At 36.1% G+C, this 22,571-nt stretch carries 18 protein-coding genes; 13 read left to right on the top strand and 5 right to left on the bottom strand.

The window, feature by feature from the left end; all coding sequences use genetic code 11:
* The first annotated feature begins 621 nt into the window (after nt 1-621).
* The gene (locus tag ACKC83_RS08980; RefSeq protein ID WP_434035256.1) at nt 622-1,263 is read left to right on the top strand and encodes a DUF6266 family protein; all 642 of its coding nucleotides are present in this window, start codon (nt 622-624) and stop codon (nt 1,261-1,263) included.
* A 142-nt stretch (nt 1,264-1,405) separates the two neighbouring features.
* Here ACKC83_RS08980 and ACKC83_RS08985 read toward each other — a convergent pair whose 3' ends face one another.
* Complete coding sequence (locus ACKC83_RS08985) at nt 1,406-1,663, bottom strand: helix-turn-helix domain-containing protein (RefSeq protein WP_434035257.1); 258 nt, start codon at nt 1,661-1,663, stop codon at nt 1,406-1,408.
* A 376-nt stretch (nt 1,664-2,039) separates the two neighbouring features.
* Here ACKC83_RS08985 and ACKC83_RS08990 point away from each other — a divergent pair, with 376 nt between their 5' ends.
* The 10 genes from ACKC83_RS08990 to ACKC83_RS09035 all read left to right on the top strand — a co-directional run bounded on the left by ACKC83_RS08990 (nt 2,040) and on the right by ACKC83_RS09035 (nt 14,107).
* Entirely contained in the window at nt 2,040-2,900 is an 861-nt protein-coding gene (locus tag ACKC83_RS08990; protein ID WP_434035258.1) for a hypothetical protein, read from the top strand.
* 150 nt (nt 2,901-3,050) lie between these two features.
* Nucleotides 3,051-4,565, top strand: a complete 1,515-nt coding sequence (locus ACKC83_RS08995) for an arylsulfatase (RefSeq protein ID WP_434035259.1) — start codon at nt 3,051-3,053, stop codon at nt 4,563-4,565.
* A gap of 138 nt (nt 4,566-4,703) precedes the next feature.
* Entirely contained in the window at nt 4,704-5,741 is a 1,038-nt protein-coding gene (locus tag ACKC83_RS09000) for an HAD family hydrolase (protein WP_434035260.1), read from the top strand.
* A gap of 190 nt (nt 5,742-5,931) precedes the next feature.
* On the top strand, nt 5,932-7,470 hold the full coding sequence (locus ACKC83_RS09005) for an arylsulfatase (RefSeq protein ID WP_414036035.1): 1,539 nt from the start codon (nt 5,932-5,934) through the stop codon (nt 7,468-7,470).
* An 87-nt stretch (nt 7,471-7,557) separates the two neighbouring features.
* The gene (locus ACKC83_RS09010; protein WP_434035261.1) at nt 7,558-8,532 is read left to right on the top strand and encodes an AAA family ATPase; all 975 of its coding nucleotides are present in this window, start codon (nt 7,558-7,560) and stop codon (nt 8,530-8,532) included.
* Between the two features lie 22 nt (nt 8,533-8,554).
* Nucleotides 8,555-9,490 carry a DUF58 domain-containing protein gene (locus ACKC83_RS09015; RefSeq protein ID WP_434035262.1) on the top strand — a complete coding sequence of 312 codons (936 nt, stop codon included), beginning with the start codon at nt 8,555-8,557 and terminating at the stop codon, nt 9,488-9,490.
* A gap of 3 nt (nt 9,491-9,493) precedes the next feature.
* Nucleotides 9,494-10,012, top strand: a complete 519-nt coding sequence (locus tag ACKC83_RS09020; protein ID WP_434035263.1) for a DUF4381 domain-containing protein — start codon at nt 9,494-9,496, stop codon at nt 10,010-10,012.
* Nucleotides 10,002-10,994, top strand: a complete 993-nt coding sequence (locus tag ACKC83_RS09025) for a vWA domain-containing protein (RefSeq protein ID WP_414036031.1) — start codon at nt 10,002-10,004, stop codon at nt 10,992-10,994. The genes ACKC83_RS09020 and ACKC83_RS09025 overlap by 11 nt, the downstream gene beginning before the upstream one ends.
* Nucleotides 10,995-10,997: 3 nt before the next feature.
* The gene (locus ACKC83_RS09030; RefSeq protein ID WP_434035264.1) at nt 10,998-12,746 is read left to right on the top strand and encodes a VWA domain-containing protein; all 1,749 of its coding nucleotides are present in this window, start codon (nt 10,998-11,000) and stop codon (nt 12,744-12,746) included.
* Nucleotides 12,740-14,107 carry a BatD family protein gene (locus ACKC83_RS09035; protein ID WP_434035265.1) on the top strand — a complete coding sequence of 456 codons (1,368 nt, stop codon included), beginning with the start codon at nt 12,740-12,742 and terminating at the stop codon, nt 14,105-14,107. The genes ACKC83_RS09030 and ACKC83_RS09035 overlap by 7 nt, the downstream gene beginning before the upstream one ends.
* Before the next feature lie 72 nt (nt 14,108-14,179).
* Here the strand turns inward: ACKC83_RS09035 and ACKC83_RS09040 are convergent, their stop codons facing one another.
* From ACKC83_RS09040 to ACKC83_RS09050, 3 genes are all read right to left on the bottom strand, one after another.
* On the bottom strand, nt 14,180-15,067 hold the full coding sequence (locus ACKC83_RS09040; RefSeq protein ID WP_434035266.1) for a bestrophin family protein: 888 nt from the start codon (nt 15,065-15,067) through the stop codon (nt 14,180-14,182).
* A gap of 159 nt (nt 15,068-15,226) precedes the next feature.
* Nucleotides 15,227-17,080: a M56 family metallopeptidase gene (locus tag ACKC83_RS09045; protein WP_434035267.1), complete on the bottom strand. Its 1,854-nt coding sequence runs from the start codon at nt 17,078-17,080 to the stop codon at nt 15,227-15,229.
* 2 nt (nt 17,081-17,082) lie between these two features.
* Nucleotides 17,083-17,442 (bottom strand): BlaI/MecI/CopY family transcriptional regulator, encoded by a 360-nt coding sequence (locus ACKC83_RS09050; protein WP_414036026.1) that lies wholly within the window; start codon nt 17,440-17,442, stop codon nt 17,083-17,085.
* A gap of 184 nt (nt 17,443-17,626) precedes the next feature.
* Between ACKC83_RS09050 and ACKC83_RS09055 the strand changes: the two genes are divergently transcribed.
* A complete protein-coding gene (locus ACKC83_RS09055) occupies nt 17,627-18,571 on the top strand; it encodes a calcium/sodium antiporter (RefSeq protein ID WP_434035268.1) in 945 nt (314 codons plus the stop codon).
* Between the two features lie 418 nt (nt 18,572-18,989).
* On the opposite strand, the gene ACKC83_RS09060 is transcribed toward ACKC83_RS09055, so the two are convergent.
* Complete coding sequence (locus ACKC83_RS09060; RefSeq protein WP_414036024.1) at nt 18,990-20,012, bottom strand: glutamine synthetase beta-grasp domain-containing protein; 1,023 nt, start codon at nt 20,010-20,012, stop codon at nt 18,990-18,992.
* Nucleotides 20,013-20,203: 191 nt separating this feature from the next.
* Here ACKC83_RS09060 and ACKC83_RS09065 point away from each other — a divergent pair, with 191 nt between their 5' ends.
* A complete protein-coding gene (locus ACKC83_RS09065; protein ID WP_414036023.1) occupies nt 20,204-22,390 on the top strand; it encodes a glutamine synthetase III in 2,187 nt (728 codons plus the stop codon).
* The last annotated feature ends 181 nt before the right edge of the window (nt 22,391-22,571 follow it).

The raw sequence follows: 22,571 nt of genomic DNA on the forward strand, positions 1-22,571 counted from the left end.
GAGTGCGGTCTTGGTTGTCAGCTTACAATTTATAACTCAAACCCAAAGAACAAATCATTTGCTAGGGCGTTCGAGCGAAGTCGAGAACACAATTCAGAAAATTGCAAGCCAAGCCTATCCTGTTTACTTTTAGAACAATTCAGAAAAGAAAAAAGAGATATAGGTTAGGCAATCAGCTTCCAAATTATAGGCAAAACCTTAAAAACAAATCATTTTCATAGGGCGTTCGAGCGCAGTCGAGAACCTATAACAGAAATCTAAAACTATAGCATTTATTTATTTCTAGCTTTCCCAATACCATCACCCATTCACAGTCGAGTCTCGTCCAGATAAAGCCCCATTTTTGGAAAATACACCCGAGCCTCTACTGAACAAGACCCGAACAAGACTCGAACAAAACCCCGTTCCGCCACGATTGGTGTGTCAGGAAAAATCATGTCGGTTCTTGCTGGTTCTACCGCATTCAGTTTGTGTCACCATGTGTCAGGATGTTTCAAAACACATCATTACAGTTCGGGTGCGTTCTCTTTTAATCTTCTTCGGTTAATACGTGTCAAGTGTATGTTTTTTAGTGTTATAGGTTGTAATTTGGTGGAATAGTAACCAATAAAATATATTATTATGGCAATTTTTGAAAAAGGCATCCTGGGCGGATTTTCAGGAAAAGTAGGCAATGTTGTAGGATCGCGGTGGCGCGGTAAAGATGTAATGCGTAGTTTACCACAACGGGGTAAGTATACGCCAACTCCTAAGCAGTTAGAGCAACGCGAAAAATTTAAAGCGGTAATCTTGTTCTTAACTCCCATTATATCGGTAGTGAGTTTGTATTTTGGTAATAGGCAGGGCGATAAATCTCGTTTTAATATAGCAACCTCATATCATTTAAAAGAGGCTGTAGTAGATAGCCCTTTGGGGTATGTTATCGATTTTACCAAGGTGCTTATTAGTAAGGGCGATCTACGTGGTTTAGATCGTGGTGCGGTAAGTGCGGCGGCTGGGCAAACTTTAAATTTTAGCTGGGCAGATAATAGCGGACAAGGGAATGCTTCGCCCTTCGATGAGTTAATTGTGGTAGTTTATGCGCCCGATTTAGATACGTTTTATACCAACTTGTCGGTAGATACCCGAGATGCAACTTCGGGAAGTGTAACCTTACCTGCTTTTATGGCTGGATTCGATGTAGAAGTATGGGCGTCTTTTAATAAGCCCGATACCAATTTGGCAGCCATTAGTACATATTTAGGACGTGTTACTATGGTGTAAGAAAGTAGTATTATGTTGCAAGTATTAATAGAGCGTGTTAAGGTGTACAAAATGTTATACTTTAATGCGCTCTGTATTGCGACAACCTTATCGGGATGCATACCCCTTTTAGTTGTCGTTTTAAAATCTACTCCTTTAGATCTTATTCCGGTTTTAAATTTTGTTTGGCTTTAAACAACAGTATTTTATTTAAATAGTGCTTTGGAAATATCGGACAGCGCCCTAATTTTAAACTGGGAATGCGATGGTATTTGCGCAACCGGTATAAGGTGCTTCTGCTAATGTTTAAATAAGCTATGGCCTGATCTGTGTTTAGCCATTCTTCATCTTTATAAAATTGGGAATCTAAATGAATATTTTCATTCTGAATTTGCGGTAGGTTGGGGCTTGTTTTTGTCATCGTTTTTGAAGTTTTTTGTTGTTGTGTAATGAGTTGTTATCTAATGTGTTAGCTCTAATTTAGTGAAATATATAAACATAAAACACACTTTAAATAAAAATACGTATATTTACGTATATGCCTGTTAGTTAGTGCATTGTGTGTGTTTTAACGCATGTAGTGGCAAAATATCGAAGGGTTTTTGTTCTTGTAACGTTATAGCGAGATATATAAATTATATAAAAGAGTTTTGTAAATTTATGCCTTGTAAATGAGCGTGTTATGTGGTAAGAGCCCTAGGTTTCTCGTGTATAAAAGACTCTAGATACATAGGGTTAGTCTAAAGTTTTATATTTTGCACCCTTAAATTTTAACAGTGTTGTATTAAATACATATTATGTTTCAGCCTACAGAAGATATTTTAGCTTTAGATGCTATGTTTAATCAGGAATTGGTCGATTGCCTGCCAGGTATTTTTTACCTCTACGAAGTAATCGGGGACGAGGCTTATTTAAAACGCTGGAATAATAAACACCAAACGGTTACTGGACGCACACCCGAAGAGCTGTTAAATGCCAATCTAATGTCGTTTGTAGGGGAGGAAACTCAACCTTACTTAAAAGAATGTTTTAATGTTCTTATAGAAACGGGAAGCGTTAAAAACGTCTATGCAAATATTTTATCTAAAGAAGATGGCGAAGTGCCGTATGTATTTGAAGGCTTTGGGTTCTCGTTACACAATCGGAATTTCTTTATGGGGATGGGTATGGACGTTTCTGATTTAATGAGTGCTAAGGAACAAATTAAACGCTTGGAGTTGCAGAAACAGCAAAAAGAAAAAGAATTATTTTCTATAGCCTTACAGGAACAAGAAAAGGAAGAACTTCTTCAGAATGTATTATTAAAATTAGAAAATATAGAGCGGCAAGATGTCAATCATTTACGCTCTAAGGATATAAAAACATTAACCAGCGAGATTAAAAATCATTTTTCTACGCACGATAATTGGCGGGTGTTTAAAAAGCTGTTCAAAGAAATTCATTACAATTTTTTCGAAACGCTATCGGCCACACACCCTAATATTACTAAAGGAGAATTAAAATATTGCGCATATTTAAAAATGCAAATGCATACCTCGGAAGTGTGTAGCATCATGAATATTTCTAAAGAAGGATTGGCAAAAAAAAGATACAGATTAAAAAAGAAACTAGGTTTAAAACCGGAAGAACAATTAGACGAATATATTATATCATTTTAAATAAAGTGTAATTTTGTCCATGATTTGTCCATGATAGAGTAGCTCAAAAACTACTATTTTTGTCCGTATAGTTTCAATTAGCTTTCCGTAAAAAAGGAAGTGTTTATAACACTAATCAATTTTTAAGTCTAATTATTAACCAAATTTTTTATGAAAAAAAACAAATTTTTTACTGTAATGCTTCTGGCTTTGGCCACGGCGGCATTTGCACAAAACAAGCCAAACATCGTGGTCTTTTGGGGAGACGATGTGGGAATGTGGAACATTAGCGCATATCACAACGGTATGATGGGGGGAACAACACCTAACATTGATCGTATTGCAAATGAAGGTGCATTATTCACCGATCATTATGCGCAACAATCTTGTACTGCTGGTCGTGCGTCTTTTATCTTAGGACAACACCCGTTTAGAACAGGATTATTAACTATTGGTATGCCAGGTTCTGAACATGGTATTAATGCAGCAGATCCAACAATTGCTGAATTATTAAAACCTCTAGGATATTCAAGCGGACAGTTTGGTAAAAACCACTTAGGGGATCAAGACAAGCACTTACCTACTAACCATGGTTTTGATGAATTTTTTGGTAACCTTTATCACTTAAATGCTGAAGAAGAGCCAGAAACAGAATTCTATCCGAAAGATCCTGAATTCCGTAAAAAATACGGACCAAGAGGAGTACTTAAATCTACTGCCGATGGTAAAGTAGAAGATACGGGGCCATTAACGGTTAAGCGTATGGAAACTGCAGATTCTGAGTTTATTGGAGCTGCTTTAAAATTCATCGAAAAGAATGCAAAAGCTAATAAGCCGTTCTTTGCATGGATTAACTCTACTCGTACACACGTATGGACACATTTATCTGACAAATACTTACACAAATCTGGTTACGGTTTATATGCTGATGCTATGATGGAATTAGATGATGGTGTAGGTATGGTATTAGATAAATTAGACGAATTAGGTATTGAAGACAACACTATTGTTGTATTCTCTACAGATAACGGTGCTGAGAAGTTTACATTCCCTGACGGTGGAACTATTCCATTTAGAGGTGAAAAAGGAACAACTTGGGAAGGTGGATTTAGAGTACCTGCTATGGTAAAATGGCCAGGTCACATTAAGCCAGGAACTGTTATTAACGATATCTTCTCTCAGGAAGACTGGATGCCTACATTATTAGCAGCAGCAGGAAACCCTAATGTAAAAGAAGAATTATTAAAAGGTAAATCTTACTCTGGTAAAACGTTTAAAGCGCACTTAGATGGTTACAACCAATTACCATTATTAACAGGTGAACTTAAAAAAGGTGAAGGTAAAAGACATGAGATCTTTTATTTTGATGCTGCAGGAAACTTAAACGCATTACGTTACGACGATTGGAAATTACACTTCTCTATTATGGAAGGTTCAATTAACGAAGCGTATAGAAAGTCTCCATCTTGGCCAATTATCTTAAACTTAAGAAACGACCCGTTTGAAGTATCTATGGATGCTGCGTTATACATAAGAAATTATGCAGACCAAATGTGGATGATGGTACCAGCACAAAATTATGTTGGTAAATTCTTAAGTACATTTAAAGAATTCCCTCCAAGAAAAGGAAGCTCTTTAAGTATCGATAAAGTAATCCAAACGTTACAAACACCTACAAGAAATTAATTAATTTTTAAGGATATAAAAACTGATACAATGTAAAAATTGTATCAGTTTTTTTTTACTTAAATTCAATCTAAAGATGTTGTAAGTGCTTCATTTTTAGGTATATTTAAGTGTCAATATTTATTCAAAATCAAAATTATGAAAATTACATTTCCTACTTTCATTATTGCTTCTGTACTATGTGTTGTAACTAGTTGTAAAGAAGAAACTAAACCTGAAGTTAAAACAGAATCTGAAATGGCTGTAACCGAGGTTGTAACCAGCAACGCTCTAAGTGCATGGGCAGATGCCCCTAAAAAACGTATTGAAGATTGGGTAACCGCCGTAACTACAGAAGGGGCTGCAGATTTTATTCCTGTAGCCGACCGTATTGCTGTATTCGATAACGACGGTACCTTATGGCCAGAACAACCCGTGCCAAATCAGGTTCAATTTATGTTTGATTACTTGAAAAAAGAAATGCCTAATCACCCAGAATGGCAAAAAGACGCTCTACTTAGTGGTGTTGCAAAAGGCGATTTTGAGCCGTTAAAAAAAGCAGGAATGAAAGGCTTAATGTCTATTATAGATAAAACACATACGGCGCAAACAGAAGACGAATTTCAGGCGTCGGTAAAAACGTGGATCGATACCACCATGAGTAAAAAATACAACAAACCTTACGATGAGGTGGTGTATTTACCAATGTTGCAATTGTTAGACTATTTAAAAGCTCACGATTTTAAAAACTTTATTGTAAGTGGTGGTGGTGCAGATTTTATGCGTGCTTTTGCCGAAGAGGCTTACGATATTCCGCCTTACCAAGTGATTGGTAGTTATGGCGAAACGAAATATGAGGTGATGGATGGAAAACCAACCATAACTAAAGTCTCTGGTGACATTTATGTAGATGATAAAGCAGGAAAACCACAAGCTATTCACCGTTTTATAGGAAAGAAACCCGTATTCTGTGGTGGAAATAGTGATGGCGACCAGGCCATGATGCAATATACATCAAGCTCTAAATACAAATCGATGTGCGTAATTTTACACCATACCGATGGCGAACGTGAATTTGAATACGACACCAAAACGCTTAGTGGCCATCTAGAAACCGCTTTAGTTGAAGCGAAGGAGAAAAACTGGTTGGTAGTCGATATGAAAAATGATTTTAAAACCATATTCGATTTTGAGTAAACAACATATCGATAAACACTTGGGCTTGCGTTAAAGACCTGCCAATTACTTAGTATTAGGTGTGTTTTGTTGATAATTTTTTAAGTTAATGCGCTAATTTTAAGTGTTTTTGTAAAAGATGTGTGCGATTTTTTTTTATTTTAGAAGCACATTTAAATCAATATAATTAATAACCATTACCAATTTTTTTATGAAAAAATCTAAATTATTTACACTGTTGCTTGCGGCGGGATTAGTCTCTTCTGCATTCGCACAGAAAAAACCAAATATCTTGGTCCTGTGGGGCGATGATATTGGACAATCTAATATTAGTGCCTATACCATGGGACTAGTAGGTTACCGAACACCTAACATAGACCGAATTGCAGATGAAGGGATGATTTTTACAGATTACTATTCAGAGCAAAGTTGTACTGCAGGACGATCTACTTTTATCTTAGGACAAAGTGTATTGCGTACCGGATTAAGTAAAGTAGGTATGCCAGGTGCTGCTCAAGGGATTTCAGAAAAAGACCCTACTATTGCCGAATTATTAAAACCTATGGGCTATGTTACTGGACAATTTGGTAAAAATCACTTAGGAGACCGTGACGAAATGTTGCCTACTAATCATGGTTTTGATGAGTTTTTCGGAAATTTATATCACCTAAATGCCGAAGAGGAACCAGAATTAAGAGATTATCCAGACCCTAAACAATTCCCTAATTTCGCTAAGAAGTTCGGACCTAGAGGTGTAATACATTCTACTGCCGACGGTAAAATTGAAGATACAGGACCCTTAACTAAAAAGCGTATGGAAACCATTGACGACGAATCGTCTGATGCTGCCATCGCATTTATTAAAAAATCTGTGGCTTCTGGAAAACCATTTTTTGTATGGTGGAATGGTACACGTATGCACTTTAGAACACACGTAAAACCAGAATTAACTGGTATTTCTGGACAGAATGAGTACGGAGATGGTATGGTAGAACACGACATGCATATCGGGAAATTCTTAAAAGTTATAGACGAATTAGGTATAGCCGATAATACAATCGTGCACTACGGTACAGACAACGGACCACATAAAAATACTTGGCCAGATGCAGGAGTTAATCCGTTTAGAGGCGAGAAAAACACCAACTGGGAAGGTGGTTGGAGAACACCTGCAATGGTGCGTTGGCCTGGTAAAATTAAAGCCGGTTCTGTGTCTAACGAAATCATGTCTGGTTTAGATTGGATGCCAACTTATGTCGCTGCTGCAGGAGATCCAAATGTGAAAGAAAAATTATTAACAGGACACAAAGCAAACGGTAAAACGTTTAAAGTGCACTTAGATGGGTATAACTTCTTACCATATTTAACTGGTGAAGTTGAAAAAGGTCCTCGTGAGGAATTATTCTATTTCTCTGATGATGGTGAATTAATGGCACTGCGTTTCCACGATTGGAAAGTAACATTTATGCATCAAGACTCTGAAGGAACTTTAGATACTTGGTCTAAGCCTATGGTGACAACAAGAATTCCATGGATTTATAATTTAAGAAGAGATCCTTATGAATTTGCAACAACAACTTCTAACACCTATTGGGACTGGTATTTAGATCACGTATTTTTATTGTTACCAGCATCGGAATATGTAGGTAAATTTATTTCTACGTTCGAGCAATATCCACCACGTATGAAAGCTGCAAGTTTTAACCTTGGAGATACCATGGATAAATTAACAGAAGCAGGTAAAAAATAAACACTATTTTGTTATAGCAAGGGAACCGTTCGTATGGGCGGTTCCTTGCTTTATTAAACCCAAAGCATATATTTAAACACATTTATTATGACGCCACACGAAGCTGTAGTACACCTTAAGTCAGCGATGTCTCAATCTATTATCGGACAACAAGAACTTATAGATCGTTTAATTTTAGTATTGCTCGCCGATGGGAATATGCTTCTAGAAGGATTGCCAGGATTAGCAAAAACGAGAGCGATAAAAACGTTGTCTAAACACTTAGATTGCGATTTAAGCCGTATACAATTTACACCGGATTTATTACCTACAGATATAACCGGTACCGAGATCTATCAGCCCGATGAAGCCGAGAAATTCATCTTCCAAAAGGGACCTATCTTTAGTAACCTTATTTTGGCCGATGAGATTAACCGTGCACCAGCCAAAGTACAATCGGCACTCTTAGAAGCCATGGAAGAACGTCAGGTTACTGTTGCTGGAAGTACATACAAAATGGATAATTTGTTTATGGTCATGGCTACCCAAAACCCGATTGAGCAAGAAGGAACTTATCCGTTACCAGAAGCACAAATGGACCGTTTCATTATGCATGTAGTTATCGATTATCCAGACGACGCTTCAGAATTAGGAATTTTAAGATTGAATAAAGCCGAGCAAAGCGTAGCTGTTAAATCTTCTCACACAGCTCCCGAAATTATTTCTCAGCAACATATTTTCGATGCGAGAAACGAAATTAACGTGGTTAAAGTGACCGAAGAATTAGAGAAATATATGGTGAGTTTAATTTCGGCAACACGATACCCAGAACGTTTCGATAAAGATCTTGCTGGATGGATCGACTTTGGAGCAAGTCCGCGTGGAACCATAGCTTTAGACCGTTGTAGTCGTGTTAACGCATGGATGAATGGAAAGGACTTTGTGTCGCCAGACAATATTCAGGCCGTTATAAAAGATGTACTTAGACATCGTATTGCCTTAAGTTATAAAGCCCGAGCAGAAGGCATAACAACCAATCAAGTAATTGATAAAATTTTAGAAGTTGTAGCTGTAGTGGCTTAATACGTTTACAAAACGATTCTCCATGAAAACCCATTCTAAAGATAATACTGTGTTTTTAACGCTCGAGCATTTATTGCAATACGAGTGGTTAAATACGGTACTCAATTTTAACGTCGGACAGCAAAAATCGAACAGTGTGTTGTCTGGACGCTATGCGTCGCGATTACGTGGTAGAGGACTCGATTTTGAAGAGGCTAGACCATATGTTATAGGCGACGATATTAGAAATATAGATTGGAAAGTTACCGCTAAAACTGGTGTAACGCATACTAAAGTGTTTACCGAAGAAAAAGAAAAACCAGCCTTTATATTTGTAGACCAATCTCCAACGATGGGATTTGGCTCTGTACATAAAACAAAAGCTGTAGTCGCAGGAGAATTAGCTGCTGTGGCGGCCTATAAGATATTAAAAGGAGGCGACCGTATTGGCGGATTAGTCATGAAAGGAGAGTCTTACGATTTGCTTACGCCAAAGCGAGACCAACGGAACATGCTTCAGTTTTTTCAGAAGATTGTTGAGGCGAATCAAGAGATTTACAAGCAGAACGATTTTGATTTTGCAGCCTCTTTAAAAGACATGATTGCCAAGCTAAATAATATCATTACCCACGATTACTTGGTGATAATAATTAGTGATTTCCATAGATATAATGCTGAAATGATTCAGTATTTAAGTCTGCTATCGCAACATAACGATGTGGTTTTGGTTAAGGTTTACGATCCGATGGAAGAAGAATTACCTCCGAAAAAGATGTCTTTAACTAACGGAAAAAAACAAATAAGTATTCTTAAAAAAAGGGAAAAGATTGTAGAAGATTTGAAATCGGATTTTAAAACCAATTACGATGGTTTTAAGGAAGAAATAGAGAAATACAACATAACCCTTTTTAAAATAAATACCGTCGATCCTTTAGAGGAACAATTAGTAAATGTATTTACTCAATATATACCAAAATAATAGATGCTGTTTTTAAAACTACATAATTTGTTCTGGTTTCAAGACCCGACACCTACCAAAGCTTTAGAGCTAGGCGATGTTATAGAGCCTAGTCCGGTTCCGTTTACGTTTGAAACATTAGGATGGAAAATTGTATTTTTCCTGATAGCTGTTTTACTGGTTGTTTTGGGATATAAAATCTATCAGAACTACAAAAAGAAACAATATTTAAGAGATGCGATTGCCGAAATCAAGACGTTGAAACAGCAAACCGATTTATCGCCTGTAGAACTTATTAATTCTATTCTATTTGTCTTAAAAGATACGGCAATGCAATCGTTCGGACGAAAAGAAGTTGCTGGGTTATACGGTAGCGATTGGATACATTTTTTAGATTCTAAAGTAACTACCTCACAGTTTAAAACTGATGAATCTGTTATACTAGATGCCGTTTATAAGCACGAATTACAACAGACATCTGCATTTAATAAAGACCAATTTACTAACAAAAGCATCCATTGGATACAGCATCATGCCAGATAATTTTCAATTCGCATATCCGTTTGTCATTTTATTGTTGCCGTTACCACTGTTAGTGTATTGGCTATTGCCTGCTATAAAAAATAAAAGTAGCGCCTTGCGATTTCCTTATTTTAATAGAGCGGTAGAGGTATCCGGTCAGAAAGCTAAAAAGGCATCGTATATAAAAAAAAGAAACTGGTTTACATGGACCGTGATGTACAGCATTTGGTTGCTATTAATCGTGGCCTTGGCCTCACCAGAATTGGTGGGGAAACCAGAAAAAAAGATTAAAACGTCTCGTAATTTCTTAATCGCAGCCGATTTATCATTCAGTATGGCTAATACTGATTGGGCCATCGATGGCAAGCGCACAACGCGTTGGGCAGCTGTAAAAGATATAATGAAAGACTTTGTAAAAGAACGTAAAAGTGACCGTTTAGGTCTGCTGTTTTTTGCATCTAACGCCTATGTACAAGCACCTTTTACATCGGATTTAGAAACGGTAAGCACCATGTTAGATGAAGCTGATGTGGGGATGGCCGGGCAAATGACAAATATAGGGAAGGCCATTGTAAAAGGTATGGACTTGTTTCAGCGTGATACCATTCCGCATAAAGTAATGCTAATCTTAACAGATGGGGTAGATAGTGGTATGGAAATCCTGCCATTAGATGCCGCTAACTTAGCAAAGAAAGATTCTACCGTAATTTACACAATTGGAATTGGCGATCCGAATAGTCAAGATTCAGATTTAGATGAACGTACACTTCAAGACATTGCCGAAATGACCAACGGAAAATATTTTAGAGCGAAGGATACCAAAGCCCTAGAGGATATTTATAAAGAACTAGATACGTTAGAACCTATAGAATACGAAGAAGAAAGTTATACGCCTAAAACCTTGTTGTATTATATTCCGTTAGGAATTGCATTGGCATTAGGACTTTTAGCGGTCACTATAAATAATTTAATACTCATTGTGAAACGATTTAAAACCACGTAATCTATGGAGTTTTTAAAAGACATAGATTGGGATAAATTCCATTTTCTGCGCCCTGATTATATTTGGATAGCTATACCTATGGCTGTAATTATTCTGTTGGGTATTTTCTTTTATGGAGAGAACAATCGTTGGAAAAAACACATTGCAAAACATTTGCAACCTTATGTGATTCAGAACGGAACGACTTGGAAATCTAGGCTGTTGCATGCTTCGCTTTTAGTGTTATTCGGACTCGGCTTTTTGGGCTTTTTAGGACCTACATGGAGCGAAGAAAAAGCACCTGCTAAAAAAGTGTCTTCAAAACTGGTTATTGCTTTAGATTTATCACAAAGTATGCTAACTACCGATGTATCTCCAAATAGATTGGAGCGTGCTAAGTTTAAAATAAATGATTTATTAGAAGCCAATCCTAGAGCAGAAACCGCACTTATTGTGTTTTCAGGATCTGCACATACTGTCGTGCCGTTTACAACAGATTATAAAATAATTCAGGATAATTTAGATGGATTACAACCTCATATGATGCCTGCTCGTGGTACGGGATTTAATATGGTATTCGCGAAACTACAAACACTGTTTGTAGATAATAAAGCGCCAGGGCAAATTGTGTTAATTACAGACGATTTGGAAGGATTAAACTCGCAAACGGTAAGTGCTTTTGTTCAAGAAAATAATATCACGCTAAATGTCTATCCCTTTGCTTCGGAACTGGGGGGGCATGTGCCTTCGTTTACTAATCATAAATACGATTTAAAAATAAAGGGAAAGCCCGTTACCTCTGCCTTACAAACCGATAATTTAAATGCATTACGAGGTATTGATAAAGTAAAAATAATGGACTTAACGCTGGATAAAAGTGATGTGACCATATTTTCAGAAACGGTAAGCGATCATCTTATTTTCGAAGAAAAACCGAAGAATGAAGACGAGAACTGGGAAGATCAGGGGTATTGGTTAATTATTCCTGTTATGATTTTATTTCTGTTTAGTTTTAGAAAGGGGTGGAGTTTGCTGAGCGTGATGGTGCTGGTAAGCTTGTCGTCTTGTAGCACTATTGAAGAAGAAGGAAAAGAGGACGTAGCAGACTTTCAGTTTAAGGATTTGTGGTATACTAAGGAGTACCAAGCGCAAGAGGAATTCGACAATCAGAATTATATTGCGGCAGCAAAAGATTTTAAAGATCCGTTACGTCAAGGTGTAGCCTATTATAAAGGCGGAGACTATACTAATGCACGAGAAGCGTTTGAGAAAGATTCTACGGCAAACGGACTCTATAATTTAGGACTGACTTATGCTAAATTAGGAAATCTAGAAAAGGCTCAAGAGATATTTACGACGCTTGTAAAGAATGATCCGAGTATGGAACAGGCCAATAGGAATCTACAAAATATAAATGAAGTTTTAGCTGGGGTGAGTAAGATGTCGGTTGAAGAAAGTACAGTGGAAGGCGAAAAACCAAACGCCAAAAACGAACAAAACACATCTCCCGAAGATTTAAGTGGTGGTGGACAAAAAGCGACCAAAAAAGATATGGAGAAAGAACGTTTAGAAGAAACGGTTGAAACCGGTAAACGTAAGGGGAAAGAGCTTGATGAATTGCCAGACGATTTTAAATCGGGGAAAGGCGCTATTCCTAAAAATATTTTAATGCGAAAAGTAGACGATGATCCTGCTTTATTCTTAACACATAAGTTTAAATACCAAGTGAAAAAGAATCAAGTTGAGGTTGAAAACACTCAAACAACATGGTAGCAAAATTTAAAATAATAGCAGTGTTGTTTCTGTTGGGGATTAACTTTGGATATGCCCAACAGTTAATAAGCTATACCTCGGTTAATCATACCGAAGCTTATATCGGACAACCTATACAAATGACGGTTTCTGTGTATTCCAATACTTGGTTTACTAAGGGAGTCGATGTGGGGAATATTCAAGTTGAAGGCGCCCTTACGGTATATTTTAGATCGGTGTCTAATACTAGAACTTTTAGTGGTAAACAGTTTTCTGGTGTCGACTTTATTTATAATGTATTTCCAACTCAGGAAGGTGTAATAACCATTCCGGAATTATCTATACAAGTAGAATCGCCTAAACCGGGAGGTTATAAGGGGATAAAACATACTATACACACCAAATCGAAAGCGATTACGGTAAAAGGGGTGCCCGCAGGCTATAATCCGGATAATTGGTTAGTGTCTAGTACACTTAATGTTAGTGAAAAATGGAACGAGAGTACAAAGAAAGTTATGGTTGGAGATGTGTTACAGCGTTCTATTCATAGAAGTGCGTCAGGAACGCTTGGTGAATTTATTCCTGCGGTAGTTTGGGATAGTGTAGCTGGAGTGAGTATTTATCCTAAGCGCCCTACCGTAAATACTAATAAAACCAAAACCTATGTGTCCGCAAATCGTACAGATGGTGCTAATTATTTATTTGAAAAGGAAGGAGACATTACCTTGCCAAGAATAGAATTTGTGTATTGGAACTATGGTAATCGTAAATTCTATAAAAAAGTAATCGATTCGGTCACTATACATGTGGAGCCTAATCCAGATTTAAGCATGCTGGCCGGTATTAAAAAACAACTTGAAGCAGAAACAGCAACAGTGCCTGAAGAGGAGAAACCATTTTTAATATTAGGGTTACCTGTAAAGACTTTTGTAGAATATCTTGTACTTGGTATACTGGTCTTATACTTACTTTATAGACTGTTACCGTGGATTTACAGAAAGATTAAGGTCCAATCTAAAAGGTACCATGCTTCTGAGGCATATGCATTTAAAAACTTGGAACGTGCCTTAGGACACTCTAATCATTATAACATTCTTAATCAGCTTAAAATTTGGTTACTTAAATTGGATTCCGAAATACCAAGTATGCAGGCCTTTGTTTCTATTTATGGTAGTGAGGCCTTGCAAAAAGAATTTTATTTGTTAGAGCAACGTGCCAATGGAGATGCCAGTGTTGCTTTTAATAGTGGTCGTTTTAAAACAGAATTAAAGGAAGCTAGATCGCGTTACTTAAAGCGTGAGCAGACAGCTCTTACAGATAAGAAGCATACTAAAGTTTCTAAACGTTGGTTAAACCCAATGACCTCAGAAAAGCGTTTTTAGATGTTTATGAAATACACAAAAAAGACACCTATAGCAGGTGTCTTTTTTTTGCTGATAACAGTATCGCTTTATTTACGGATGTAATAATTCGTGTGTATGTTTTTTCATATTGTCTGCCATTTTTTCGATGGGTAGATCGTCGTAATCCAACCCAAAAGGATCTTCGTTAGCTTCGGCAATTAATTCTAAAGAGGCTAAAATATATAAAATAAAAGGTACGGCAACAATAACAAAATAGCCTAAGGAAAACACATAGCCTATTGGAAGTGTAGCGACAAATAGGGCAATAAATTTTTTAATAAACGAGCTGTAAGAATGCGGAATAGGTGTGTTTTTAATACGTTCGCAGGCGCCACAAATATTAGTTAAGCCCTCTAGTTCGTTATTAAGAAGTAAAAATTGTTCTCCTGAAATTTTACCTTCTTTATATAGCAAGTTTGTCTTCTTAAAAATTAAGGCGGCAACCTGATTTGGACCATGTTTTTTTGTGCTAAAAGCATCACCTAATTCAGGGTGTTCATGATCGTCTAACATATAGGTTGTGTAATCCGATCTTAAAAATGCAAATAAGCTTTGTGAATACATCGGGATAGCTTTTCTGTAAAAGTGACGAACTGCCGCATCTTCTTCTTCCAGAAGGCCATTAAGTTTTAAGGCTAAATTTCTACTTACATTAGTTAATGCGCCCCATTGCTTCCTGGCTTCCCACCATCTGTCGTAAGCCGTATTTGTTCTAAAAACCAAAACGAGTGATAACGCAAAACCTAAGAGACTGTGAACAATAGTGATATTTTTTACCCAACTTTTAGCTGATAAGTTTAAGTACTCAAGTTCGTAAAAAGCAATCGCGCCTGAATAAATTGCTGTTATTATTAAATAGGGATAAAGTTTAATAAGCGTATCTGACTTGTGTAGGTAAAATACGGCTTTCAACCATTCTTTGGGGTTGTATATTTCCATAGTTCAAATATAATACGATATCTTAAATTAGAAAATTGGTTTTATATAATTTGTGTCATTTTGATTACTATTACTATTACTATACTGGTCATAAAAAAGACCTCACCGTTTTAAAAACGCGTGAGGTCTAATTCTAATAATACATTTAAATCTATGCGATTATTTTATCAATGTAATTTCTATAGCTCCATTTTTGGCCTTGTCTCCATATTTTTTAGTTGCCGATTCATCTTTTAACACATTCATACTTTCAATAGTATCTGGATTTATTTTTTTCATGTCTCCCTCAGACATTTCATTGCCGTCTACAATAATTAAGGGAGAGCCTACTTTGCTGGGGCCAATAACTTTTATTTCCGAGCTTTGTTTCGAGCTGTCACTGTTTACTGTATCGGTTTTTGTTGTAATTTCAACAACGCCATGCTTTCCTTTCTCTCCATATTTTTCTTCCGCTTTTTTGCCTTTTAAAACGTTTATATGATCGATAGATTCTGGATTTATCGCGTTCAACTCTGTTTTAGTTATTTCTTTTCCGTCTAAAATATAAATAGGGTCTGTTGTAGTGTTAATTGCTTGATTTTCTTTGTTTTGTTCTGTGGGTTTAGCGTAGATAGCATCAGTGTCGATAAAAGATGTCTCCTCGGTTTCAGGTGTAATATCTGGGCTTATGTGTTCCTTTGAAGTTGTTACATGTGTAGTTTTTCCGTCCTCGCTAATAAACATCACATTTTTATCGGTATTATCCTCTGTTAGTCTTTTAAGAACAAAACTACCAGAACCATCGGAGGTATTAATAACAAGTCCGCTATTGTTGCTCGTGTTCACGTTTTTGGCGTTTTTAGATGAGGTAAAGACGATATCTGAGCTAGTCTCAGATTTACCAATAGATAATGTGTTTGTAGTGTTGCTGTAAGAAATTTTTATGGGTGCAATAGGAGCTTCTGAATCTATATTATAGTTTACTTTTTGGTCTTTAGATTTGGCTTCAATAGAGATGGATTTTATTTCGTTTGAAGTATTTCGCTTTACGTTTTTTATGATTAGAGTAATGTGTTGCGCTTCGAAAGTTGAAATCATGGCATTTAATTGTTCTTCGCTATGATCTTTTGTAATTAATCCGATAATTTCAGTGTCATCTATATTTGAAATGGCTGAGGTGGCGTTGTCAGTTTTGTAAACTGTTTTTGTATTGAAGCTCATTAAAAAAGCTAAAAGTAAGGGTGCGATTACCACGTATTTTAATACACGGATGGGTTTCGATTTTGATGTGTTTAACATAAGGATTCGTTTTTTGATTAATGAATTATAAAAATTAGTTGTCAGTGGCATTTGATGAGTAAGCACTGATGATTTAAGTAATACGTTTTGATATGTTTTTGTTGAATGCGTTTGCTGTATTGATTTATAATCGGCTATAAATTCTAAATTCTGAATGAGTGCCTTTTTGTACAACCAAATAAATGGATTGCACCAAAACACAATAGTTGCTAATTTTGAAATTAAAATATCTACAGAATGATAATCACGAGCATGTACTTTTTCGTGATTTATAATATGTGTGAGTTCAGTGTCTGTAAACTGACTCGGATTATAAACAATGGTTTTAAAGAATGAAAACGGAGGAGTGTCTTGAGTGGTTTCAGAAATATTAAAACCACCTTCTGATTTTATATTCTGAGATTTCATAAAAAGGTTTAGCGATAGGCATTCAATTATAAATCGAATTAGAAAAAACACAACACCTGTAATATAGATTACACTTGCGATTGTTGTCCAAGATAAGCTGGAGGTTTGTGAAGTTGGCTCTACAGTTGTAAACTGACTTAAATCTAAAGTTTGAGGGATTTCATTAATATAAATAGGAATCACGACAAAAGGCAATAGTACTGTAATTAAAAGCCCAGAAAGTAAAAACCAACGATTGGCCGTAAAAAAAGTTTCTTTTTGTAGTAAGAGGATATAGCAACTATAAAAGATGCAAATCACGGCCGATGCTTTTATTAAATATTCCATATCTATTTGCTTTGCTCTATCACTTTAATAATCTCTTTTAAATCATCTACACTAATTTTTTCCTCCTTAGCAAAAAACGACACTACGTTTTTATACGAGCTATTAAAATAATTTTCGATAGCAGAACTCATAAATCGCTTTCTGTATGCTTCTTTAGTTATTATAGGAAAGTATTGGTGCGTTTTACCGAAAGCTGTATAACCAACGTAGCCTTTTTCTTCTAGATTCCGGATAATAGTAGATAGGGTGTTGTAGTGAGGCTTGTCTGTTTTGATTTCATTAAGAACATCTTTTACAAAGGCTTTTTCAAGCGTCCATAAAATATGCATAATCTCTTCTTCTTTATTTGTTAGTTTTTGCATGCTGTTTTCGTTTTGCTAGTAGATGAATCAAATATATAACTATTTTTGTAGTTACAAAACTATATCTATAGTTTTATAACTATTTTTTCAGTTTTAATGATATTGATTTTAAAATTAACTGAATTAGAATAACCATTTATGTAATTAGTATTTCTGTGTTATATTCGCATAAAATTAGAAGACGATGAGTATAGTTTGGGTTATTTTAGGATTGTTATTATTGGTAGTGGGAGGAGAGTTCTTAGTGCGTTCTTCTGTAGCATTATCCTTTAAACTAAAAATCTCCAAATTAGTAATTGGTATGACGGTGGTGTCTTTCGCGACATCTGCTCCGGAACTTTTAGTAAGTTTACAAGCGGCGCTAGATGGAGCTCCTGATATTGCTTTAGGAAATGTAATTGGCTCTAATATCGCCAATATTGGATTGGTATTAGGAATCACGGCTATGATTTCGCCTTTAGTAATAGATAAAGGTTTTTATAAACTAAATTGGCCGGTGATGATGCTATTATCGGTTGTGCTTTATTTTTTCTTAAAAAGCGGATTGGTTTTAGACTTTTGGGAAGGAGCAGCTTTAATGACCTCGTTGGTGGTGTTCTTGGTGGTATTAATAAGAAATTCTGCTAAAGACGATTCGGCTGTAGATGAAGTTGACGATAGTTTACAGCAGACTTCAAATTTTAAAATATTTATTTGGTTATTAATCGGTGGCGCATCGCTTTATTTTGGAAGTGAATGGCTGGTTAGAGGCGCTATAGACATGGCAACGTCATTAGGTGTTAGTGAGCGTGTCATATCTGTTACTATGGTTGCTATTGGTACAAGTGTGCCGGAATTAGCTGCTTCTGTTATTGCTGCTCTTAAGAAAGAAAAAGCAATTTCCTTAGGGAATTTAATAGGTTCTAACATTTTTAATATTGCCTGTGTGTTAGGAATAACATCGATGATACAGCCTATAATGGTGAATAACGCCATGATTTTAACTAACGATATTTTCTGGATGTTAGGGTTCTCTGGTATTCTAATTCCTTTGGTGTTCTTACCAAAGCGATTTGAGTTAGGCCGATTAAAAGGAGCGATAATCTTTATCTCTTATGTTGTATTTATCTTTTCAACTTTTAGTGAATAATGCTTCGGTCTGCTAGTTAAAATTAATACTACTGTCTTCCTCTTTAATTAATTGTACAGTAATAAGGTGTAATCCGTGTGCTTACTAACTTCACGTTATATATTATACTTCGGGTTTGTGTTGCTTAAACGGCCAAAAACGGATGGTGTGGGGAGTGTATTCTAACTTTGTAAATACATTTAGCCATTTTTTATATAAGGACATTTTATGACTGGTATTTTACGATTATGGAATTCGTTTTGAGATATTAATACAGAAGGCATACTGTTCTTGATGATATAAGCTCTAAAGCAATTTAAATAGTAGGTGAGCACTTTAAGTGTAAAAGAGTGGTTTATTTATGTTCAAGTATGTAACATAAAAAAAAGCCATCTAAAGATTTAGATGACTTTTTTAAAATAAATAATTAACTTAAAAATTATATTTTAGCGCCTTTCACTGTTGTTACAATTTCAGCGGCAATTTTGTATGGATCTGCGTTTGAAGCTGGACGTCTATCTTCTAACCATCCTTTCCAGCCTTTTTCGACTACAATTAATGGAATACGAATTGAAGCTCCTCTATCTGAAATTCCCCAAGAGAAATCTGTAATAGCTGCTGTTTCGTGTAAACCTGTTAAACGTTGGTCGTTAAACTCACCGTAAACATCAATATGTTCTTTTACTCTTGGTCTGAAAGCTTCACAGATTGCTGCGTAAACTTCTTTATCTCCACATGTTCTTAAAATACTGTTAGAGAAGTTAGCGTGCATACCTGAACCATTCCAGTCCATATCCTTACCTAATGGTTTTGGGTGGTATTCTATGTAGTATCCGTACTTTTCTGTTAAACGGTCTAATAAGTATCTTGAAATCCAAATTTCATCTCCAGCTTTCTTAGCACCTTTAGCGAATAATTGATATTCCCATTGTCCAGAAGCAACCTCTTGGTTAATTCCTTCAAAGTTTAAACCAGCTTCGATACATAAATCTGCATGTTCTTCAACGAAGTCTCTTCCGTGTGTGTTTTTACCACCTACAGAACAGTAATACATTCCTTGAGGAGCAGGATAACCACCGATAGGGAATCCTAAAGGTTTTTGTGTTTTATTATCCATGATGAAATATTCTTGCTCAAAACCAAACCAGAAATCATTATCATCATCATCAATTGTAGCTCTACCGTTAGATACGTGTGGAGTTCCATCAGCATTCATAACTTCAGTCATAATTAACCATCCATTAATACGGTCTGGATCTGGATAAATTGCGACTGGGACTAATAGACAGTCAGAAGAACCTCCTTCAGCTTGTCGTGTTGAAGATCCATCAAAAGACCAGTTTCCGATCTCTTCTAAAGTTCCTTTAAAATCTTCATGCTCTTCTACTTTTGTTTTACTTCTCAAGTTTTGAGTTGGAAAGTATCCATCTAACCAGATGTACTCTAATTTAATCTTAGCCATATTTTTTTAATAATAGTTAATAATGTCAGAAACAAATATAATATTAAATTTTCAGTAACCATGTTAAATAGTGGGGTGGATTCGTAATTTTTATGAAATTATTAGTTATACCCTATCTTTTTTAGGGGTATTTGTTTTTTGCTTAAAAACCCGACTTATAATTTTTATATTTGTAATAAAAATTGAATAAAATGGCTATACTACGATTTCATGCCTTAAAACAAACTTTAGATCGGGCTCCTGTGTATATAGAGGAGAAGGATAGACGCTCTAGTGTCTTTGGAGCGAATGTGTTTAATGAAACTGCTATGCGTCAGTATCTAACAACTACAGCGTATAATGAGGTTATGGATGCCATTCTAAAAGGGTCTAAAATAGATCGATTAATTGCCGATCATATTTCTACCGGGATGAAAGAATGGGCGATTTCTAAAGGTGCCACACATTATACCCATTGGTTCCAGCCACTAACAGGAGCGACTGCCGAAAAACACGATGCCTTTTTTGAAACCATTGGTGGTGGAGCGGCTATAGAACGTTTTGGCGGAGGGGAATTAGTACAACAAGAACCTGATGCTTCTAGTTTTCCTAATGGCGGTATTAGAAATATGTTTGAAGCGCGTGGCTATACTGCGTGGGATCCTACATCGCCCGCATTTATTTACGGTACAACTTTATGTATTCCTACTGTATTTGTGTCTTATACCGGGGAGGCTTTAGATTATAAAACACCACTTTTAAGAGCTTTGCAAGCGGTAGATAGTGCTGCTGTAGCTGTGTGTAAGTACTTCGATAAAAATGTAAAAAAAGTTAATGCATCTCTAGGTTGGGAGCAAGAATACTTTTTAATAGATAAGGCTTTGGTAGCCTCTAGACCAGATATTGTGGCAACGGGGCGTACGTTATTAGGGCACTCGTCTGCAAAAGGACAACAATTGGAAGATCACTATTTTGGGACTATTCCAAACCGTGCCATGTCGTTTATGCGCGACCTAGAACATGAGTGTATGTTGCTAGGGATACCTGTAAAAACGCGTCATAATGAGGTGGCTCCCAATCAGTTTGAGTTAGCTCCTATATTTGAGGAAGCTAATTTGGCAGTAGACCATAACTCCTTGCTAATGGATTTAATGCATAAAACAGCAGAGCGACATAATTTTAAAGTGTTGTTTCATGAGAAGCCTTTTGCAGGTGTAAATGGCTCAGGAAAACATAACAACTGGAGTTTAAGTACAGATACAGGAGTAAATCTTTTGGGGCCTGGGAAAACACCAATGAGCAACCTTCAGTTTCTTACATTTTTTATAAATACCATTAAAGCGGTTAATGATAATGAGGAGTTACTACGTGCTGTAATCGCATCGGCTAGTAACGATCATCGCTTAGGAGCAAACGAAGCACCTCCAGCAATTATTTCTGTATTTATTGGCGCACAATTAACAAAGGTGTTAAGCGAGCTTAAAAATGTAACGAGTGGGAAATTATCTCCAGAGGAAAAAACGGAACTTAAGTTAAACGTGGTCGGTAAAATTCCTGAAATTATGTTAGATAATACCGATAGGAACAGAACTTCGCCATTCGCGTTTACAGGAAATAAATTTGAATTTAGAGCCGTGGGGTCTAAGGCCAATTGTGCTAACCCAATGACTATTTTAAATTCTATTGTCGCAAAACAACTTATCGATTTTAAAGCAGAAGTCGATGTCCTTATCGAAGAAAAGGAGATGAAGAAAGACGATGCTGTTTTTAATGTGTTGCGAGAGTATATTAAAAAATCTAAAAACATTCTTTTTGAAGGAAATGGCTACGGTGAAGCTTGGGAAATTGAAGCTAAGAAACGTGGATTAAGTAATAATAAATCGACGCCAGAAGCTCTAAAAGTCAGAATCTCTAAAAAAACTTTAGATCTGTTTGATGGCTTAGGGGTAATGAATAAAGTAGAGTCGGAAGCGCGATACGAAATCGAGATGGAAGATTATGTACATCGCATACAAATTGAAAGTCGCGTTTTAGGAGATATCTGTAGAAGTCATATTGTACCAACCGCTGTGCGTTATCAAAACGTTTTAATCGATAATGTTAAAGGTTTAAAAGAGATTTACGGGGCATCGTTTAAAAAAGTAGCCAAAGAACAATTAACTTTAATAGAAGATATTTCCGGACATATAGAATCTATAAATTCTAAAGTCACTAAAATGATTGATGCAAGACGGAGCATAAATAATGAGACCGATTTAGAGAAGAAAGCTTTAGATTACTCTTATGTAATAAACCCAATGCTTGGAGAGATTCGTTACCATTGCGATAAATTAGAGCTATTAATAGACGATGAATTGTGGCCGTTAACAAAGTATAGAGAGTTGTTGTTTATAAAGTAATTCTAGAGCAAAATCTGTGTTTAAATCTGCATGGTAGTTTTGTATTTTATTGCAGATGTGAATTGATAAAGGTTAATAATATGTGATTGTGTTATTTTAAGTATGCTATTTGTAGGAATTTGATAAAATACTGAGCGTTTGCAGGAAGTTAATTCTTACAATGTTGCACGTATTTTCTAGC

Origin of the sequence: Formosa bonchosmolovskayae (assembly GCF_051016085.1) — a bacterium.
Classification (GTDB): domain Bacteria; phylum Bacteroidota; class Bacteroidia; order Flavobacteriales; family Flavobacteriaceae; genus Formosa.

Coding starts and splice junctions, on each gene's coding strand:
- ACKC83_RS08980 (WP_434035256.1), top strand. CDS start 622: ATGGCAATTTTTGAAAAAGGCATCCTGGGCGGATTTTCAGGAAAAGTA.
- ACKC83_RS08985 (WP_434035257.1), bottom strand. CDS start 1,663: ATGACAAAAACAAGCCCCAACCTACCGCAAATTCAGAATGAAAATATT.
- ACKC83_RS08990 (WP_434035258.1), top strand. CDS start 2,040: ATGTTTCAGCCTACAGAAGATATTTTAGCTTTAGATGCTATGTTTAAT.
- ACKC83_RS08995 (WP_434035259.1), top strand. CDS start 3,051: ATGAAAAAAAACAAATTTTTTACTGTAATGCTTCTGGCTTTGGCCACG.
- ACKC83_RS09000 (WP_434035260.1), top strand. CDS start 4,704: ATGAAAATTACATTTCCTACTTTCATTATTGCTTCTGTACTATGTGTT.
- ACKC83_RS09005 (WP_414036035.1), top strand. CDS start 5,932: ATGAAAAAATCTAAATTATTTACACTGTTGCTTGCGGCGGGATTAGTC.
- ACKC83_RS09010 (WP_434035261.1), top strand. CDS start 7,558: ATGACGCCACACGAAGCTGTAGTACACCTTAAGTCAGCGATGTCTCAA.
- ACKC83_RS09015 (WP_434035262.1), top strand. CDS start 8,555: ATGAAAACCCATTCTAAAGATAATACTGTGTTTTTAACGCTCGAGCAT.
- ACKC83_RS09020 (WP_434035263.1), top strand. CDS start 9,494: ATGCTGTTTTTAAAACTACATAATTTGTTCTGGTTTCAAGACCCGACA.
- ACKC83_RS09025 (WP_414036031.1), top strand. CDS start 10,002: ATGCCAGATAATTTTCAATTCGCATATCCGTTTGTCATTTTATTGTTG.
- ACKC83_RS09030 (WP_434035264.1), top strand. CDS start 10,998: ATGGAGTTTTTAAAAGACATAGATTGGGATAAATTCCATTTTCTGCGC.
- ACKC83_RS09035 (WP_434035265.1), top strand. CDS start 12,740: ATGGTAGCAAAATTTAAAATAATAGCAGTGTTGTTTCTGTTGGGGATT.
- ACKC83_RS09040 (WP_434035266.1), bottom strand. CDS start 15,067: ATGGAAATATACAACCCCAAAGAATGGTTGAAAGCCGTATTTTACCTA.
- ACKC83_RS09045 (WP_434035267.1), bottom strand. CDS start 17,080: ATGGAATATTTAATAAAAGCATCGGCCGTGATTTGCATCTTTTATAGT.
- ACKC83_RS09050 (WP_414036026.1), bottom strand. CDS start 17,442: ATGCAAAAACTAACAAATAAAGAAGAAGAGATTATGCATATTTTATGG.
- ACKC83_RS09055 (WP_434035268.1), top strand. CDS start 17,627: ATGAGTATAGTTTGGGTTATTTTAGGATTGTTATTATTGGTAGTGGGA.
- ACKC83_RS09060 (WP_414036024.1), bottom strand. CDS start 20,012: ATGGCTAAGATTAAATTAGAGTACATCTGGTTAGATGGATACTTTCCA.
- ACKC83_RS09065 (WP_414036023.1), top strand. CDS start 20,204: ATGGCTATACTACGATTTCATGCCTTAAAACAAACTTTAGATCGGGCT.